The organism is Herbaspirillum sp. GW103 (assembly GCF_000261365.1).
In the GTDB taxonomy this organism is placed as follows: domain Bacteria; phylum Pseudomonadota; class Gammaproteobacteria; order Burkholderiales; family Burkholderiaceae_D; genus Herbaspirillum.
In genome coordinates this window covers 843,614-861,095 of sequence record NZ_AJVC01000006.1, presented here as the reverse complement: position 1 = coordinate 861,095, position 17,482 = coordinate 843,614, and the positions used below count along the sequence as shown (strand labels likewise).

Here is a 17,482-nt window from a genome sequence, read left to right as displayed (position 1 = left end):
TTCAATTGCCGGCCACGATGCTCATGACCGCCATGCGCACGGCGATGCCGAAGGTCACCTGCGGCAGGATCACGGCCTGAGCACCATCGGCCACGGCTGAATCGATTTCCACACCACGGTTCATCGGGCCAGGGTGCATGACGATGGCATCCGGCTTGGCCAGGGCCAGACGTTCCGGTGTCAGGCCATAGCTCTTGAAGAACTCCTGCGCCGAGGGCAGCAAGGCCCCGCTCATGCGCTCGTTCTGCAGGCGCAGCATGATGATCACGTCCACATCCTTCAAGCCCTCTTCCATGTTGTGGAAGACGCGCACGCCCATCTGCTCCAGGCCGCTGGGCAGCAAGGTGCGCGGGCCGATGGCGCGCACTTCCGGCACACCCAGGGTGGTCAGCGCGTGGATATCCGAACGGGCCACGCGGCTGTGCAGGATATCGCCCACGATGGCCACACGCAGGTTGGTGAAGTCCTTCTTGTAGTGACGGATGGTGTACATGTCCAGCAGACCCTGAGTCGGGTGCGCGTGGCGGCCATCACCGGCGTTGACCACGTGGACGTGCGACTGCTTCGTATCGATCAGGTGCTTGGCGATCAGGAAGGGCGCGCCCGATTGCGCATGACGCACCACGAACATGTCGGCGTGCATGGCCGCCAGGTTGTCGATGGTGTCCAGGAGCGACTCGCCCTTGCTGGTGCTGGAAGCCTGGATGTTGAGATTGATCACGTCCGCCGACAGACGCTTGGAGGCGATCTCGAAGGTGGTGCGGGTGCGCGTGGAATTCTCGAAGAACAGGTTGAAGACGCTCTTGCCGCGCATCAACGGCACCTTCTTGACTTCGCGGTCACCGATGCTGACGAAGGACGATGCGGTATCGAGGATGTGCGTCAGGATCGAGCGCGGCAGACCCTCGATGGTCAGCAGGTGTTGCAGTTCGCCGTTTTTGTTGAGTTGGGGATTAAGCATGGACCACCGTGAGTGAGAAGCGGCCGTCGTCGGCGCGTTGCAGTTGCAGGTTTTCTTGTTTGGTGAGTTCAACCGAGGTCGCCACGAAATCGGCGGCAATGGGCAGCTCGCGACCACCGCGGTCTACCAGCGCCGCCAGCAGCACGCGCGCCGGGCGACCATAGTCGAACAGTTCGTTGATGGCCGCACGCGTGGTCCGACCGGTATAGAGCACGTCGTCGACCAGCAGGATGGTAGCCCCCTCGACATCGAAGGGAATCTGGCTGGGCTTCACATCGGCGCGCAAGCCCTTCTCGGAAAAGTCGTCGCGATAGAAGGACACATCGACGAAGCCCAGGCGTTCGCCCAGGCCCAGTTCAGCCGCCAGGCGTTCGGCCAGCCAGGCGCCGCCCGAGTGGATGCCCACCAGCGCAACCTCGGTTGCGCCCTGCAGGCCGGCTTGGATCTGCTGCACCAGGGTCTGGTACAGCGCTTCTGCATCAAGCTGGGAAGGTGTTGTGCTCATGAATGTGCGTCGTCAAAGTATTGCTGCAAAATGATGGCGGCAGCCTGGTCATCGATCTGCTCGCCGCGCTGGTGCTGGATCACTGCCGAACTGTAGCGTTCATCCACCAGCGTGACTTCAAGTCCGTAGCGGCCGTGCAACTGGTTGGCAAAGCGGCGGCAGCGCACGCTCATCTCATGCTCGGCGCCGTCCGGATGCAGGGGCAGGCCAACCACGCAGCGCGCCGGTTGCCACTCCGCGATCAGGCGCGCAATGGCCGCGAACTTACCGTCGTTGGTCGCTTCGCTGATCACCGCCAGCGGCTGCGCCTGCTTCAGGCCCGTATTGCCCACGGCCACGCCGATACGCTTCAAGCCGAAGTCGAAGGCCAGGATGGTGTCCAAGCGTTCCTGCTCCTCAGGCCCGTCCGGCATCGCCAGACAGCATCACCGGGTCGATGCCCAGCAGCGCCAGTGCCGCCGTGAAGCGTTCCTCCACAGGCAACTCGAAGATGATGGACGGGTCGGCCTTGACAGTGAGCCAGCCATTGCGACCGATCTCGCCTTCCAGCTGGCCGGGGCTCCATCCCGAGCAACCCAGCGTCACCAGCACGCGCTGCGGGCCGTCCCCATGGGCGACTGCTTCGAGCACGTCCTTGGAGGTGGTCAGCGCCACTTCATCGGTGACCTGCAGGGTCGAGGAATATTTCTCCGAGGTCGAATGCAGCACGAAACCGCGCTCCACCTGCACCGGACCGCCGAACATGACCGGGCGGCGATACAGCTCGGGCATGGCATCGGGGGTGTCGGGCCGGATTTCCAGCTTGAGGTTGATGCGGTCGAACAGCACGTCCATGGTCATGTCGGTGGGCTTGTTGATGACCACGCCCAGCGCGCCGTTATGGTTGTGTTCGCACAGATAGACCACGGTGCCGCCGAAGATCGGGTCCAGCATGGACGGCATGGCGATCAGGAAATGGTCGGTCAGGTCCAGCTCCAGAGGCGGACGAGCCTCCTCGGAGGCAGCGTCCTCCCCCTCCGCCTGCTTGCCGTCATCGGCGGAGGCGGCATCGCGGGAGCTGGAGTCGGAATGGAACGGGTCGAAGGCGCCAAAGGAATCCACGGATTCGTCGAAATCCTCGGCTGAGAAACTGAAGGGAGAATTGCGTCTCTTGATCATCCCGGCATTTTAGCAGTTTTGGCCGGGATCCCATGCGGCTCATGGGCAAGCGCCCGTAAAGGCGGCCGCAAGCAGCCGCCTTTACACGGCCCTTAGTTGCTACAAAGCATCTTTCTGACGGCCTGCCGCGCTTGCGCTGCCAACTCGGTCAGATCCACGCCGGCAATGAGGTCATCGCTCACCACGGCGCGACCACCGACCCACATTGCCTTCAGGAAAGGTCGCCCACCCGAGACCACCGGCCCGATGGCCGGATCATGCAGGCCGAAATAGCGCGGATCATCCAGCCGGTACAGGACGATGTCAGCCTGCTGACCGACCTGCAGCCCCTGCAGTCCGTCCAGCCCCAACACGCGCGCACCGCCGGTGCTCCCCCAGCGCACCACATCTTCCACCGTCGCCTCGTCGGCCCCTCCTTCGAAATGGCCGCCGCGCACGGCCGGTATCGCCTCCTGTCCACGCCGCGCGCGCTGCATCAGCCAGGCGGCATGGGTTTCCGAGATCATGTCGGCAGCCTCGTTGGAGGCAGCACCATCCACGCCGATCGATACCGGCACGCCCGCCGCCTCCAGCGCGCGAATCGGGGCAATGCCACTGCCCAGCCGACCGTTGCTTTGCGGGCAATGGGCGATGCCCGTTCCGGTACTTCCCAGCAAGGCAATTTCCTCGGGATCGAGCTTGACCAGGTGCGCAAACCATACGTCCGGCCCCAGCCAGCCAATGCGTTCGCAGAATTCCACGGGACGGCAGCCGTGCATGGCTTGTGCGCTGTCCTGGTAGCCGACCGTCTCCGAGAGATGGCTGTGCAGGCGCAAACCCATTGCGCGGGCCGCCTTGGCGATCTCGCCCATTTCCTCGGGCGCCGCCGAATAGAGCGGCGTGGTCGGCGCCATCACCACGCGCCGCATCGATGCGGGCGCGGGATCATGGAAGCGCCGCGCCAGGCGCTGCATATCGGTGAGGAAAGCATCGAGGCTCTCCGGTCGCAGGGCACTGGGCAACTCCGCTTCCAGCTGCCGCGTGCGGGTCGCCGTCCCCCGACACAGCACGAAACGCAGGCCCAGTCGCTCGGCCTCCTCGAAGAGAATCTCCGAGGTATCGAAGGGCATGCCGGGGTAGTACAGGTAATTGTGATCGGCAATCGTGCCGCAACCCGAGCGCATCAATTCCACCATGCCGATGCGCGCGGCCAGGCGGAACAGCTCGGCATCGAACCTGGCCCGATAGCGATAGGGCGTGGCCGCCAGCCAGGGCGTGAGCGTGGCATTGATGCCCAGCGGATCCCCCTTCAACAGCGACTGGAACAAATGATGGTGGGTATTGACCCAGGCCGGATAGGCCACGCAATCGCTGGCATCGATCACGCTGTCACCCGGCAGCGCATCGAGCCGGCCGATGGCGGCAATGACGCCGTCGCTCACGCGGATGTCCGGACCGGCGTGGCGCGCAGCCTCACCGGGCAGGCCGGTCATGATGGCCTGCAGGTTCCTGATCAGGAAAGTGTTCATGAGGATTCGGCTCCTTGAGTTGGGATCATCATGCCATCTCGCTCTCATGCCAGCCAGCCAGCATGGCGCGGGAAAGCGCGCTCATGAGCCAGAACAGCAGGATGCCGGTCAGCGTGATCAGCAGCAAGGCGGCGAAGAGGCGCGGAATGTTGAGCTGGAAGCCCGCCTGCAGGATCTGATAGGCCAGCCCCGAACCAGTGCCGCCCGTGCCGGCCACGAACTCTGCCACCACGGCCCCGATCAGCGCCAGCCCGCTGGAAATGCGCAGGCCGCCGAAGAAGTAAGGCAGGGCGCTGGGAATGCGCAGACGCCGCAAGGTCTGCCAGCGCGTGGCCTTGTTCAGCCGGAACAGGTTGAGCAGGCCCGGATTGACGCTGCGCAGTCCCAGCGTGGTGTTGGAGATGATGGGAAAGAGCGCCATGATGGTAGCGCACACCGTCAGCGCCGCCGTGGTGTCCTTGACCCAGATGATGATCAGCGGCGCAATGGCGACGATGGGCGTGACCTGCAGGATGATCGCATAGGGGAACAGACTCACCTCGATGAAGCGGCTCTGCACGAACACGAAGGCAATCGCCACGCCCAGGATCACCGCCAGCACGAAGGCCAGGAAGGTAATCTTCAACGTCACCAGCAGCGAATCCATCAGCATGCTCCAATCGGCCACCAGTGTCTTGGCGATCAGCACCGGCGTGGGCACCAGGTAAGGCGGCACCTCCAGCAGCGTGCACACGATCTGCCAGGTCAGCAGCAGCGCAATACCGATGGACAGGGGCGCGGCCACGCGCCAGAAACCGGGACGATTGATCAGCGGATCAGTGTTGGGCTTCATGGCCGCCTCCCTGCTGGTTGGCCAGCGTCAGGTAATCCGAAAGCGTTTTGCAATACTGCATGAAGGGCGCCGAAATGCGAAAAGCTTCATCACGCGGACCAGGCGCATCGATGGCCACATCGGCAATCACCCGACCGGGGCGGGCCGCCATCACGATCACGCGCGAGGACAGGAACACTGCTTCATAGATGCTGTGGGTGACGAACACCACGGTGAGATCCTGCCGGCTCCAGATATCGCGCAGGTCGGCGTCGAGCTTGTTGCGGGTGAATTCATCGAGCGCACCGAAGGGCTCATCCATGAGCAGCAGGTTGGGCGATGTCGCCAGCGCACGGGCGATCGAGGCACGCATCTGCATGCCGCCCGAGAGTTCGCGCGGCAGCACCTTGTGGAATTTTTCCAGGCCGACCAGCTTGAGCGCCTCGGCCACGCGCGCATCGGCCTGCGCGCGCGGCACCTGGCGCAAGTCCAGCGGCAGACGTGCATTCTGCTCCACCGTGGCCCAGGGCATCAGCGTGGCCTCCTGAAACACCATGGCCAGGGTACGCTCAGGAGTGCCGACCGTGGCCAGGTTGCCGCCCCACCAGCGGAGATGGCCGTGGGAGGGCTCTTCCAGCCCGGCAAACATCTTCAGCAAGGTGCTCTTGCCGCAGCCCGACGGGCCCAGCAGCGAGACGAACTCACCGCGTCCGATATCGAGCCTGACCTCATCGAGCGCTCGGGTGCCATTGCGATAGGTCTTCTCGACCCGCTGCGCCGACAGCACCGGCGGTGCACCAGCAACTGCGGCCGCACTCTCCTGCTCCCATGCCGCGGCCTGCGACATGGCGTGTTCATCTCTGTCCATGGGATCTCCTGACGGGTTCATGCAGCGGGGTGGATGCGGAACACTTCGGATTCGCCGTGCTCTTCCAGCAATTGCAGCAACATGCGGCGCATGATGAGACCCGGACGGTCCGAGGCCATATGGAATTCCTGACGGCGACGCACGTCGATGCAGGCGTCGGGATCGGTGGCCTCCAGAATCTCCCGGTCCTCCACCAGGATGGGCGCATCCCAGGCGATCAGCTCGGCTTCGGAACACTGCTCTTCGGTATCGTTGCGATACAGCCATTGCGACAGCATGATGGCGCCGTCATCGATGGGCGTGGCGCAGTTGTAGATGATGTGGTGCCGGCCGCTCTCCGGATAAGTGCAGCCGAAGCGGCGCACGAAGGGCAGATACCAGCGGTTGAACATGTGGCGTACCGTGGTGTCGGCGGTGCTGCCGGTCACGCGATGGCTGGCCGGGACGTTCTTGATGGGCACACGGGTTTCGGCTTCGAAGCCGTAATCGGTTTCGTTGATCTCGTACTTCTCGGGCTTGGGCTGGTCGTACAGGCCGAAGGTGGCGCGGTGCACGTAGCTGAAGTGAGAATTGTCGAAGGAGTTTTCCATCATGCGCAACGGGCTGGTTTCCCAGCGCTCGTAGAACTGGAAGATGCGGCGGTAGCCCGGAGCGCCATCTTCGGGGAAATCGGGAATGTCGCGCAGCGGTTCTTCCAGTGCCACCCACACGTAGCCGTAACGTTCCTTGCAGAAATACGATTTCACGCACGCGCCCGAGGGCACGCTGCCATCCACGCTCTGCGGCACGCGCACGCAGGCGCCTTCCCCATTGAAGGTCCAACCGTGATAACCGCAGACGATGTTGCCGTTCTCCACGAAGCCTTTCGACAGCTTCGCCGTACGATGGCAACAGCGATCCTGCAGGGCGGCGGGCGTACCGTCCTCCTTGAGCCACACCACCAGCTTCTCGCCCAGCAGGGTGAAGGGCTGTGGACCGTCCTTCAATTGCGAGACGGGCATGAGCGCGTACCAGAACTTGCGCAAGACTTTTTGTTGGGTCACCAGCATGATGCTGCTCCTTCTGCTTGGACTGCGGACATCATGGTCCGCAGTGGTCCGGCCGGCGTGCCAACACGGTCGCCTTCGCCGGAAAATCTGTTCAGGCCGCCACCGATCCGAAGGTCTGCCGCACCTTCATTTCCAGGTACTCGCCGATGGTGCAGGGCGCATGGCGCGCCGGTCGTTCGGTGCTGCAACAGCTCGGCAGGCAGGCCACCACGGCGGCCTGGTCGCCATCCTGGAAGAACGGCAGGGAATAACGCGGCGCACTGCCGGCATTGAGAACGCGATGCGGATTGCTGTGATACAGGTCATTGCTCCAGCGCTGCAGCAGGTCACCAATATTGACCACGAAGCTGCCATCGATGGGTGGCGCGCTCACCCACTGACCATCGGCATTGCAGATCTCCAGTCCGCCGATGGCATCCTGCGCGAGGATGGTGACCAGGCCCCAGTCGGTATGCGCGCCGGCGCCGATCTGGTTGTGCTGCGCCCCGGCCGGTTGCGGCGGATAGTGCAGCATGCGCTGGGTGGCAATGGGTGTCTGCAAGACCGGCTCGAAGAAATCCTCCGGCATCTCCAGTGACAGTGCGATCACGCCCAGCAGGCGATGGGACAGCGCGCGTACCGCTTCGTAATATCGCCGCGCATGCGCTTGGAAACCTGGCAAGTCGTGCGGCCACAGGTTATGGCCGTAGCGCAGCAAGCCGCGTTGCACGTAAGGATGATCGGGCGCGATGTCGAAGCCGAACTGGAAGCCTTCCTTCAGATCGACAGGAGAACCTTCATCCAGCGCCTGCGCCCCCATGCGCTCATAGCCATAGCCGGAGGGAGAGTGACGCATGTCGATGGCCGACTTGCTGGCCAGGGGCAGCGCAAAGAAACGCCGTGCCCAGTCGAACTGTCCCTCAATGAGCGCCTGCGGCACGCCGTGGTTGACGAGGTAGAAGAAACCGACATCACGCGAGATCTTGTGGATCTCCCAGGCCAGCGCCTCGCGGCGGGCCAGCTCGGGAGAAAACGCGTCAGCAAAATCGATCACCGGAATGTGGCGCGCGGTCATCGGTGGTGTATAGGGAATCATGGCGTCCTCACGCGAAGAAGGATGGCTGCCCCGGCCTGCGCAACATCGCAGCCATCCGGACCATCAGCAAGCTCAGGGCATGACCTTCATGTCCTTGACGAACTGGGTGGTGTAGGCCTTGTGATAATCGGTCCCGGCCTTGAGCAGGCCCGTGGCCACCATGACGTCATAGGTCTGCTTCCAGCGCTCGTCGGTCATCACGCCGATACCCATCTTGGCCGCATCGCCACCGGTGACCACCTTCAGTTCCTTCAGTTTGCCGACGGCATAGGCCAGTTGTTCGTCGCTCATGTTCTTGTTGTCCGCCTTGATGAGCGCATTGGCCGGTGCCGGGTCTTCCAGGTAGCTCTTCCAGCCCTCGGCAGTGGCCTTGACGAAGCGCTGCACCAGGTCGGGCTTGGTCGCCACCGTCTTCTGCAAGGTCACGATGGTGGTGCCATACGGTGGATAACCTGCGCTGGCAAAGAGGAAGAACTTGCTCTTCACGCCCGCCTTGTCGGCCTGGAACAGTTCGGATGACGGATAGGCCTGCTGCGCGATGTTGGGGTCGGCAAAGAAAGGCTGCAGGTTGAAGGTATAGGCCCTGGACTGGGCATCGGTATAGCCGTACTTGGCCTTGAGCCACGGCCACCAGCTCGACTGGCCGGAGCCGGCGACCAGAATGGTCTTGTTCTTCAGGTCCCCCAGGCTGGTGACATCCTCATGCGTCATCATGCCCTGCAGGTCGGACTGGAAAGAAGTACCGACGGTCACCAGCGGCAGGCCCTGCTCGATCCCCTTCATCACGGTGAAGTCGTAGCCCATGCTGAAGTCCGCCTGCCCGGCCACCAGGATCTGCATGTTGTTGACCTGCGGGCCACCCATCTTGATGGTCACATCCATGCCATATTTTTTATAGATACCCTTGGCCACCGCCTGGTAGAAGCCGCCGTGCTCGGCCTGCGCGTACCAGTTCGACAGTAGCGTGACCTTGTCCTCGGCATGCGCCAAGCCCGGCATCGACAGGGCTGCTGCGCCCAGTCCCAGCCACACAGCGGCCACGTGCCGCAGGAATGTTCGCTTTTGCATCGTTTGCTTCTTCATCGCCTTCCTCTCCAGGTGGGTTGAACTTGCCTTGATCACTCGCCAATCACAGATCCAGTACCAGCCGCCGACCGACGCAACGCGACACGCACGGCAGGATGCGACGGCCACCGGCGCGCTCGGCGGCCGAGAGCACACTGTCGCGGTGCAGGGGCTGGCCTTCCAGTACGGTGCTCTCGCAGCTGCCGCAGAAACCCTCGCCACAGGACGTACCGATCACCACGCCCAGTCGCGCTGCCGCTGCCACGATGCTCTGACCGGGCGCGACCTCGCAGCGCAGGCCGGAGCGGTGCAGTACCAGCTCGAAAGCACGGTCGGCGACCTCGCTGAGCGGAGCTGCCTCTGCCTCTGCATCTGCATTTGCGGACGGCTTCACGGGTGCGGCGAACAGTTCGAAGTGAATGTCCTGCTCGTGCCAGCCTGCCAGTCGGGCGTGGCGGCGTGCAGCCTCGATGAAGGGTGAAGGTCCGCACACGTAGAGCGGGGACGAAGGCGGCACGGCTGCCATGGATGCGGCCAAGGCGCGCTCGGTCTCGGCCCCGTCCAGGCCCAGGTGCAGCGACATGCCTTGCGAACAGGCCGCCAGTTCATGAAAGAAAGCGGCGTGAGCGAGGCTGCGTGCAAAGTAATGCAGACGATGCCGCCTGCCTTGCACGGCCAGCTCGGCGGCCATCGCATGCAGTGGCGTGATGCCGATGCCGGCGGCCAGCAGCAGCGGCGCGCGCGTATCGGCGATGAGGGGGAAGGCATTCACGGGAGGCGATGCACTGATCGTCGTGCCCTCCTGCACCTGCGCATGCAGGAAGGCGGAACCCCCGCGCGAAGCAGCCTCGCGCTTGACGGCAATCACGTAGCAGTCGCGCTGTTGCGCAGTATTGCAGAGCGAATAGGCGCGCACCAGTCCATCCCGCAGATGCAGGCGCACATGCGCGCCCGGCGTCCAGGGTGGCAGCGCCGCGCCCTCCAGCGACACCAGTTCAAACAGACGGATATCCTCGGCAGCCTGACGCACTGCCCTCACCCGCAACATCAAAGTGGTGGTGGCGCTGCCATCGAAACGATCGCGCACGGCATTCATCGCGCACCTCGACTGCGGGTACCACGAGAAAGGCTAATCGAAAAGCGAAGCAGCTGGGATGCCGCGCGAAGCGGCGAGGGAAAAAGAAAGGGCGCGCGGGCAATGTGCATGGTCTCGTGTCCTGTCGAAACAGAGGGACCATCGGAGCGTTCCGATGGCGTCACGAGCAATGCCCCGCAAGAAGGTAAGTGGATTCGTTACCGACTGCTAGCCGCTTCTACTCACTGCCTTGTTTAGCAAACGGCGTGCCAAGGCCGGATATGCCGCAAACCCATGTGATTTTTCCGTGCATCAATGAAAAAGGGACGGAAAATACCGTCCCCTCACCTGCAAGCTGCACATCTTGGTGCGCCCTGCCTTGATCTGCATCAGAGGCGCACCAAGAAGAAGCCCCTCCGGTTTATGGCATCGGCATCAGGCCACGCCATGCTGCTTGAAGAAGGCCACCACCTTGCTCCACGCATCCTTGGCATCGGCTTCCACATAGCTGGGGCGGTAATCGGCGTTGAAGGCATGGCCGGAATTCATGTAGACGTGGAATTCCGACTTGTTGCCGGCCTTCTGCAGGGCTTCCTTCATCTGCTCCACGGTGGAGACCGGAATACCCTGGTCCTTGCCACCGTACAGGCCGATGACCGGCGTCTTGAGGGTGGCCGCGATATCGATGGGCTGCTGCGGGAACAGAGCGGTCCTGTCGCCCACCAGGCGACCGTACCAGGCGGCCCCGGCCTTGACCTTGGGATTGTGGGCGCTGTAGAGCCAGACGATGCGGCCACCCCAGCAGAAGCCGTTGATGCCCAGGCGCTTGAGGTCGCCGCCGTTTTCGCCGGCCCATTTGACGTAGGCATCGATATCCCCCATGACCTGGGCATCGGGCACCTTGGAAATGATTTCCTTCTGCAGTTCGGCAATGGAGGTATAGGCCATGGGATTACCCTGGCGCACGAAGAAATCCGGTGCGATGGCCAGATAACCCAGCTTGGCGAAACGGCGCGCGATATCGGCGATGTGCTCATGCACGCCGAAGATCTCGGAGACCACGATGATGACCGGCAGACCGGTCTTGCCCTCGGGCTGGGCACGATAGGCCGGCACGCGCTGGCCGTTGACCTCGATGGAGACCTCGCCGGCGGTGAGGCCCTGGGTATCGGTCTTGATCATGGTCTGCGCGCACACCGGCAGCACGGCGGCGGCAAAGCCGGTGCCCAGGGCGGTCTTGAGGAAAGTGCGGCGGTCAGCGTTGCCGCTCAGGGTACTCTGGCCCAGCAGGCTGTCGACATCATTGCGAAAGTCGTTCATCGGGTTCTCCATCTTGGTGGCACATGGCCTCGTTGTGGTGGAAGTGATGCGGGGCGAGAAGGCGGGCATGAAAAAGCGGCCCTTGCAGACCGCTTCCCTGGAACAGGACACCTGACGGGCCGGCACGCCGTGCGCGCCCGCTCATCCCTAGCCGGAGTCTAACCGCAATCGGCGCTACGCGTTGATGATGCCTCAGCCTTGCACGGCCAGCGCCGGGTTGCCGGGCGGCAGCTCGGGGGCAGCGGGAGTCACGTCGATGACGTGCTCGGTTGCTGCAGCCCGGGCGCGCGCGGAGGAAGCCACCTGCGCCTGCGCCGCATCGATGCGGAACACGCTCACCAGCTGCTGCAATCCGGCCGCCTGTTCCTGCAGCGAGCGGGCCGCCGCTGCAGCCTGCTCGACCAGGGCGGCATTCTGCTGCGTCATGTCGTCGATCTGGATGATGGCTTCGTTGACCTGCTCGATACCGCTGCTCTGCTCGCGGTTGGCGTGGGTGATCTCGGTCATCACGTCGGTCACGCGGCGAATGCTGGTGACGATCTCGGTCATGGTGCTGCCGGCCTGCTCGACCAGCTTGCTGCCATTTTCCACCTTGCCCACCGAATCGCCGATGAGCACCTTGATTTCCTTGGCCGCCGAGGCTGAGCGCTGCGCCAGCGAACGCACTTCGGACGCCACCACCGCAAAACCGCGTCCCTGCTCGCCTGCGCGCGCCGCTTCAACCGCGGCGTTGAGTGCGAGGATGTTGGTCTGGAAGGCGATGCCGTCGATCACGCTGACGATGTCGGCCACCTTCTGCGAAGACGCATTGATCGACTGCATGGTCTCCACCACCTGCGAGACGATACTGCCGCCCTGCACCGCGACATCGGAAGCGGCCAGCGCCAGATCGTTGGCCTGGTGCGCGTTCTCGGCATTCTGCTTGACGGTGGAATTGAGCTGCTCCATCGAAGAGGCAGTCTCTTCCAGCGCCCCGGCCTGCTGCTCGGTACGGCCCGACAGGTCGAGGTTGCCGCGCGCGATTTCGGTGGAGGCGGTGGTGATGGTTTCCGAACCGCGCCGCACCTCAGCCACGATGGCTGCAAGCTTGTCGCGCATGACCCGCATGGCCACCAGCAGGCTGTCGTTGTCGCCGGCGCGGGTATCGATCACCACGGCCAGGTCGCCTTCGGCAATCTGTCCGGCGATCTGCACGGCGTAGTCCGGTTCGCCGCCCAGCTTGCGCAGGATCTGGCGCGTGATCCACAGCGCTGCCAGGATCGCGCTCACCACGCCAACGGCGCTGATGATCAGCATCAGCAAGCGCGCACGGGCATAGGCGGCGGCACTGCTGTCGGCGGCTTCGCGGTTGAGCTTGTCTTCCAGCGCGGCCAGGGCCTTGAGTTCAACCTGCCAGGATTTCTGCACCGGCAGGTATTGCTCCTTCAGGAATTGCGCCAGCTCATAGGCTTCGCGGCGCTTGCCGAACTCGACCGCCTCGTTGATCAGCTTCTCGGCCTTGGTGGCCTGCGCCTGGATCTTGGGCAGGGCCGCCTTTTCTTCTTCGCTGGTATCGGCCGAGTCGGCGAAGAACTGTTGCAGCTTCTGCGCGGCCATCCTGTACTTGAGCGTCTGGGCTTCGATGTATTGCGCCTCGATGTCCACGTCCTCAGGCGCGGCCGGCAGCATGAGGTTGCGCAGCGAGATGGAGCGCTCACCGACGGTTTCCAGCATGTCCTTGACCAGCGCGCTCTCGGGATTCTTGACCTCCACCACGTGGTTGAAGCGTCCCTGCACCTGGTGCATGTTGAAGATGCCAAAGCCGGTCACCAGCACCAGCAGCATGACTACCAACGCAAACCCGAGCCCCAGGCGCGTACCCACTTTCATTGCAGACTTCATGACGTCTCCTCCCATGTGTTCATCGGAGGCCGGACGGAAAGACGGAGATGACGAAAGCCACGAGCCGCATGCGGTCATGCTCAGGTGTGAATGTGTTTGTCCCCTGCCTGCCTGCCTCAGCCTCGGTTGCCCGGACCCGGTCCGGTTCCACCCAGCGCGTCATCCCGTCTTCGTCGGTCTGCGGTTGTGACGCGATCCTGCTTGTCTTGTGATTCAGGTGTCGACTTGGCCGGCGTTGCTGACGCCTGCTGACGTGTTCGACCGGTCTCGGCCCGGTCGCGACGTCAGCTTGCCGTTCTGTCAATCTTGCTTTTTTGCCTAATCGTTCAGGTCCCCGCACTGTCGCGCGGGGGAAAACCGCTTGATCATGACACGGATGTGAAGATTAATGCGCTTCGTCCCAATTCTTACCGATTCCGACCTCGGCAAGCAAGGGAACTTTCAACTCCGCAACATTTTTCATCAATTCGGGCAGCTTTTCACGCACCCTGTCCAGCTCCTGTTGCGGCACTTCCAGCACCAGTTCATCGTGCACCTGCATGATCATGCGGCTGTGCATGCCGGTCGATTCCAGCCAGTCCTGCACGGCGATCATGGCCAGTTTGATGAGGTCGGCGGCAGTGCCCTGCATGGGTGCGTTGATCGCCGCGCGCTCGGCGCCCTGGCGGCGCGGACCGTTGGGGGAGTTGATCTCGGGCAGCCACAGACGACGCCCGAAGACGGTTTCCACATAGCCGCGCGCCTTGGCCTGCAGGCGTGTTTCATCCATGTAGCGCTTCACGCCCGAGAAGCGCATGAAGTACTTGTCGATGTACATCTGCGCCGCCGAACGTTCGATGCCCAGGTTGCCGGCCAGGCCAAAGGCGCTCATGCCGTAGATCAGGCCGAAGTTGATGACCTTGGCATAGCGGCGCTGCTCGGACTCGACCTGCTCGGGCGCGATGCCGAAGATTTCGGCGGCGGTGGCCTTGTGGATGTCTTCGTTGTTGGCGAAGGCCTTCAGCATGTTCTCGTCTTCCGAGATATGCGCCATGATGCGCAGCTCGATCTGCGAATAGTCGGCCGAGACGATCACGCTGCCTTCGGGCGCAACGAAGGCTTCGCGAATGCGACGACCTTCCGCGGTACGGATCGGGATGTTCTGCAGGTTGGGCTCGTTGGAGGACAGACGGCCGGTCACCGCCACGGCCTGCGCGTAATTGGTATGCACGCGACCGGTGGCCGGATTGATCATCTTGGGCAGCTTGTCGGTATAGGTGGACTTGAGCTTGGCCAGGCCGCGATAGTCCAGCAGCACCTTGGGCAGCGGATAATCCTCGGCCAGTTTCTGCAATACTTCTTCATCGGTGGATGGCGCGCCGGAAGCGGTCTTCTTGACCACCGGCAGTTCCAGCTTGCCGAACAGGATCTCGCCCAGTTGCTTGGGCGAATTCAGATTGAAGGGCTGACCGGCCAGATCGTAGGCCTGCTGTTCGATTTCCAGCATCCGCTTGCCAAGATCGTGCGATTGCTGGCCCAGACGGTCGCTGTCGATCAGCACGCCATTGCGCTCGATCTTCTGCAGTACCACCGAGGTCGGGACTTCGATCTTCTCGTAGATGAAGCGCAGCTTCTCATCATGCTCGATCTGCGGCCACATGGCCTGGTGCAGCGCCAGCGTGACCTCGGCATCTTCGGCGGCATATTCGGTGGCGCGCTCGATGGCCACTTCATTGAAGCCTATCTGGGAAGCGCCCTTGCCACATACCTCGGCATAGGTGATGGTCTTGCGCTCCAGGTGACGCGCAGCCAGGCTGTCCATGTCGTGCGGACGATGCGATTCGAAGACGTAGGATTCCAGCAGCGTATCGTGCTTGATGCCTGCAAGACGGATGCCGTAGTTGGCGAAGATGTGACTGTCGTATTTCAGATGCTGGCCGAGCTTGGGCTGGGTGGCGTCTTCCAGCCAGGGCTTGAGTTTTTGCAGCACGTGCTCGCGCGACAATTGCGCTGGCGCATCCTGGTAGTTGTGCGCTACCGGAATATAGGCGGCACGGCCCGCCTCGCAGCACAGCGAAATGCCGACCAGCTCGGCCTGCATCGCTTCCAGCGAGGTGGTTTCGGTATCGACGGCGGTGAGTTCAGCGGCATTGATGCGTGCGATCCACTGGTCGAGCTGGGCATCGGTGAGCACGGTTTCATACTCGACCTTGGACGCGGCGGCGAACAGGCCACCTTGCGCAGGAGCCTCCAGCGCAGCAGCGGCCGATGCTCCCGCCATCGGAGCCTTCGATGCACCCGCCTCACCGCCATCGCCGAGCTCGCGCAGCCAGGTGCGGAAGTTGTAGCGCGTGAAAATGTCCTTGAGTACGTCCTTGTCCTGCGGCTGCATGGTCAGCGATTCGAGGATGGACTGCATGTGTTGCGACAGATCGCAATCGGTCTTGACCGTCACCAGCACGCGGCCTTGCGGCAGCCAGTCCAAGGCCTTGCGCAGATTTTCTCCCACCACGCCGGTGATCTTGTCGGCATTGGCCATGACGCCATCGAGCGAGCCATAGGCGGTGAGCCACTTCACGGCGGTCTTGGGGCCGCACTTTTCGACGCCGGGCACGTTGTCGACGGTATCACCGATGAGGCTCAGATAATCGACGATGCGCTCGGGCGGCACGCCGAATTTGGCGGTCACGCCGGCAATGTCGAGAACTTCATTGCTCATCGTGTTGACCAAGGTCACGTGTTCGTTGACCAGCTGGGCCATGTCCTTGTCGCCGGTGGAGACGATGGTGTCGAGGCCGGCGGCGGTGGCTTGTACGGAGAGCGTACCGATGACGTCATCGGCCTCGATGCCCTCGACCATCAGGATCGGCCAGCCCAGGGCGCGCACGGCGGCGTGGATCGGTTCGATCTGCAATGCCAGGTCTTCCGGCATGGATTTGCGGGTGGCCTTGTAGTCGGGATAGAGATCATCACGGAAAGTCTTGCCCTTGGCATCGAACACACAGGCCACGTAACTTGCGGGATAATCGTTGCGCAGTCGGCGCAGCATATTGATGATGCCGTAGAGCGCACCGGTGGGCGCGCCTTCCGCGTTACGCATATCGGGCAGGGCATGGAATGCACGATAGAGGTAACTGGAACCATCAACTAACAACAAGGTTTTTTGCATATGGAACAGAGAGGAAAAAATGTCCCGCGTCTGCGGGAGGTGGGGGACATCGAACGCGCGACGGCCAAGAAGGCGCGCGAGTCGTGGCATGTACTCACGATTATGGCAGAATTCATCGAATCGACCGAACGTCTCTCCGAGCTGCGTCCTGCCGTTTCCATCTTCGGTTCTGCCCGGATCAAGCCCGACAATCCCCATTATCAACTGTGTGTGGAGATCGCCCGTCTGATCTCCGACGCCGGCTATGCCGTCATCTCCGGTGGCGGCCCCGGCATCATGGAGGCGGCCAACAAGGGCGCCTACGAAGGTGCCTCGCCCTCGGTGGGCCTGAACATCGAACTGCCGCACGAACAGCACGGCAATGCGTGGCAGGATATCTCACTGTCCTTCCGTCACTTCTTCGCGCGCAAGGTGGCGTTCGTCAAGTATGCCGATGCCTATGTGGTCTTGCCGGGCGGCTTCGGCACGCTCGATGAACTAACCGAAGCGCTGACCCTCATGCAGACCGGCAAGTCGCGCATGATGCCGGTGATCCTGGTGGGTAGCGAATTCTGGGCCGGTCTGGTGGACTGGATCAAGACCCGCCTGGTGGACGATGGCATGATCTCGCCCAAGGATGTCAACCTCCTGCAGGTGATCGACGAGCCTGCGGAAGTGCTGGCAGCGATCCAGAAATTCCACGCCGAGAAGGACAAGCCGGCGGAAACCCAGCAGGAAGCAGAGCGGCAGAGCGGGATGTATCTGTAAGCGGCTGCGGTTGTAGTCTTCCTCCATGCGGGCGGGACGTGAGAGCGTTTCGCCCGCTTGTTTTTTGAGCGGTTGCAGACAGAAAGCAACAACCAGGGCCTGTTCTCGTCACTCTTTAAATGATCGCATCCGATATTTCGATGTCGACGACCCTGACTATGAGAAGACGCTCTTCATGCCTCCACCTTGGGGTGATCGCCTCAGCACGTCAATACCTCTGTTTACCTTTGTTGCGGCAAGCATTACAGCTGGCATGCAATACGACTTCTTTCAACTTCTTTCCAATCTGGGCGGGTGCAATCGTCAACATA

Annotated in this window: 15 protein-coding genes; 1 reads left to right on the top strand and 14 read right to left on the bottom strand. The window is 62.7% G+C overall.

Going from position 1 to position 17,482, the window contains the following annotated elements:
- Position 1: 1 nt before the first annotated feature.
- From GWL_RS22485 to polA, 14 genes are all read right to left on the bottom strand, one after another.
- A complete protein-coding gene (locus GWL_RS22485) occupies positions 2 to 961 on the bottom strand; it encodes an aspartate carbamoyltransferase catalytic subunit (RefSeq protein WP_008334861.1) in 960 nt (319 codons plus the stop codon).
- Positions 954 to 1,466 (bottom strand): bifunctional pyr operon transcriptional regulator/uracil phosphoribosyltransferase PyrR, encoded by a 513-nt coding sequence (gene pyrR / locus GWL_RS22480; RefSeq protein WP_008334859.1) that lies wholly within the window; start codon positions 1,464 to 1,466, stop codon positions 954 to 956. The genes GWL_RS22485 and pyrR overlap by 8 nt, the downstream gene beginning before the upstream one ends.
- Complete coding sequence (ruvX, locus tag GWL_RS22475; RefSeq protein ID WP_008334858.1) at positions 1,463 to 1,849, bottom strand: Holliday junction resolvase RuvX; 387 nt, start codon at positions 1,847 to 1,849, stop codon at positions 1,463 to 1,465. Before ruvX ends, pyrR begins: the two co-directional genes overlap by 4 nt.
- A 13-nt stretch (positions 1,850 to 1,862) precedes the next feature.
- Positions 1,863 to 2,624, bottom strand: coding sequence for a YqgE/AlgH family protein (locus GWL_RS22470; protein WP_008334855.1), 762 nt, complete (start codon positions 2,622 to 2,624; stop codon positions 1,863 to 1,865).
- Positions 2,625 to 2,716: 92 nt separating this feature from the next.
- Entirely contained in the window at positions 2,717 to 4,132 is a 1,416-nt protein-coding gene (locus tag GWL_RS22465; RefSeq protein WP_008334854.1) for an amidohydrolase family protein, read from the bottom strand.
- Positions 4,133 to 4,160: 28 nt separating this feature from the next.
- Complete coding sequence (locus GWL_RS22460; RefSeq protein ID WP_008334848.1) at positions 4,161 to 4,964, bottom strand: ABC transporter permease; 804 nt, start codon at positions 4,962 to 4,964, stop codon at positions 4,161 to 4,163.
- Positions 4,948 to 5,811, bottom strand: a complete 864-nt coding sequence (locus GWL_RS22455; protein WP_008334846.1) for an ABC transporter ATP-binding protein — start codon at positions 5,809 to 5,811, stop codon at positions 4,948 to 4,950. The genes GWL_RS22460 and GWL_RS22455 overlap by 17 nt, the downstream gene beginning before the upstream one ends.
- Positions 5,812 to 5,828: 17 nt before the next feature.
- Complete coding sequence (locus GWL_RS22450) at positions 5,829 to 6,860, bottom strand: aromatic ring-hydroxylating dioxygenase subunit alpha (protein ID WP_008334842.1); 1,032 nt, start codon at positions 6,858 to 6,860, stop codon at positions 5,829 to 5,831.
- 91 nt (positions 6,861 to 6,951) lie between these two features.
- Positions 6,952 to 7,935, bottom strand: coding sequence for an isopenicillin N synthase family oxygenase (locus GWL_RS22445; protein WP_008334840.1), 984 nt, complete (start codon positions 7,933 to 7,935; stop codon positions 6,952 to 6,954).
- 72 nt (positions 7,936 to 8,007) lie between these two features.
- Complete coding sequence (locus GWL_RS22440; protein ID WP_034351783.1) at positions 8,008 to 9,003, bottom strand: ABC transporter substrate-binding protein; 996 nt, start codon at positions 9,001 to 9,003, stop codon at positions 8,008 to 8,010.
- A gap of 61 nt (positions 9,004 to 9,064) precedes the next feature.
- The gene (locus GWL_RS22435) at positions 9,065 to 10,096 is read right to left on the bottom strand and encodes a PDR/VanB family oxidoreductase (RefSeq protein WP_008334837.1); all 1,032 of its coding nucleotides are present in this window, start codon (positions 10,094 to 10,096) and stop codon (positions 9,065 to 9,067) included.
- A 414-nt stretch (positions 10,097 to 10,510) separates the two neighbouring features.
- Positions 10,511 to 11,395 carry a dienelactone hydrolase family protein gene (locus tag GWL_RS22430; RefSeq protein ID WP_008334835.1) on the bottom strand — a complete coding sequence of 295 codons (885 nt, stop codon included), beginning with the start codon at positions 11,393 to 11,395 and terminating at the stop codon, positions 10,511 to 10,513.
- Positions 11,396 to 11,587: 192 nt separating this feature from the next.
- Entirely contained in the window at positions 11,588 to 13,276 is a 1,689-nt protein-coding gene (locus tag GWL_RS22425; protein ID WP_008334833.1) for a methyl-accepting chemotaxis protein, read from the bottom strand.
- A gap of 385 nt (positions 13,277 to 13,661) precedes the next feature.
- Positions 13,662 to 16,424, bottom strand: coding sequence for a DNA polymerase I (gene polA, locus GWL_RS22420; RefSeq protein ID WP_008334831.1), 2,763 nt, complete (start codon positions 16,422 to 16,424; stop codon positions 13,662 to 13,664).
- On the opposite strand from polA, the gene GWL_RS22415 reads away from it, so the two are divergent.
- Positions 16,425 to 17,171 carry a TIGR00730 family Rossman fold protein gene (locus tag GWL_RS22415; RefSeq protein ID WP_008334829.1) on the top strand — a complete coding sequence of 249 codons (747 nt, stop codon included), beginning with the start codon at positions 16,425 to 16,427 and terminating at the stop codon, positions 17,169 to 17,171.
- Positions 17,172 to 17,482 lie beyond the last annotated feature (311 nt).

What these genes read in the sequence shown, in the direction of transcription:
- GWL_RS22470 (WP_008334855.1), bottom strand. Translation starts at nt 2,624, where the DNA reads ATGATCAAGAGACGCAATTCTCCCTTCAGTTTCTCAGCCGAGGATTTC.
- pyrR (WP_008334859.1), bottom strand. Translation starts at nt 1,466, where the DNA reads ATGAGCACAACACCTTCCCAGCTTGATGCAGAAGCGCTGTACCAGACC.
- GWL_RS22450 (WP_008334842.1), bottom strand. Translation starts at nt 6,860, where the DNA reads ATGCTGGTGACCCAACAAAAAGTCTTGCGCAAGTTCTGGTACGCGCTC.
- GWL_RS22445 (WP_008334840.1), bottom strand. Translation starts at nt 7,935, where the DNA reads ATGATTCCCTATACACCACCGATGACCGCGCGCCACATTCCGGTGATC.
- GWL_RS22485 (WP_008334861.1), bottom strand. Translation starts at nt 961, where the DNA reads ATGCTTAATCCCCAACTCAACAAAAACGGCGAACTGCAACACCTGCTG.
- GWL_RS22425 (WP_008334833.1), bottom strand. Translation starts at nt 13,276, where the DNA reads ATGAAGTCTGCAATGAAAGTGGGTACGCGCCTGGGGCTCGGGTTTGCG.
- GWL_RS22455 (WP_008334846.1), bottom strand. Translation starts at nt 5,811, where the DNA reads ATGGACAGAGATGAACACGCCATGTCGCAGGCCGCGGCATGGGAGCAG.
- GWL_RS22465 (WP_008334854.1), bottom strand. Translation starts at nt 4,132, where the DNA reads ATGAACACTTTCCTGATCAGGAACCTGCAGGCCATCATGACCGGCCTG.
- GWL_RS22430 (WP_008334835.1), bottom strand. Translation starts at nt 11,395, where the DNA reads ATGAACGACTTTCGCAATGATGTCGACAGCCTGCTGGGCCAGAGTACC.
- GWL_RS22415 (WP_008334829.1), top strand. Translation starts at nt 16,425, where the DNA reads ATGGAACAGAGAGGAAAAAATGTCCCGCGTCTGCGGGAGGTGGGGGAC.
- GWL_RS22440 (WP_034351783.1), bottom strand. Translation starts at nt 9,003, where the DNA reads ATGCAAAAGCGAACATTCCTGCGGCACGTGGCCGCTGTGTGGCTGGGA.
- GWL_RS22435 (WP_008334837.1), bottom strand. Translation starts at nt 10,096, where the DNA reads ATGAATGCCGTGCGCGATCGTTTCGATGGCAGCGCCACCACCACTTTG.
- GWL_RS22460 (WP_008334848.1), bottom strand. Translation starts at nt 4,964, where the DNA reads ATGAAGCCCAACACTGATCCGCTGATCAATCGTCCCGGTTTCTGGCGC.
- polA (WP_008334831.1), bottom strand. Translation starts at nt 16,424, where the DNA reads ATGCAAAAAACCTTGTTGTTAGTTGATGGTTCCAGTTACCTCTATCGT.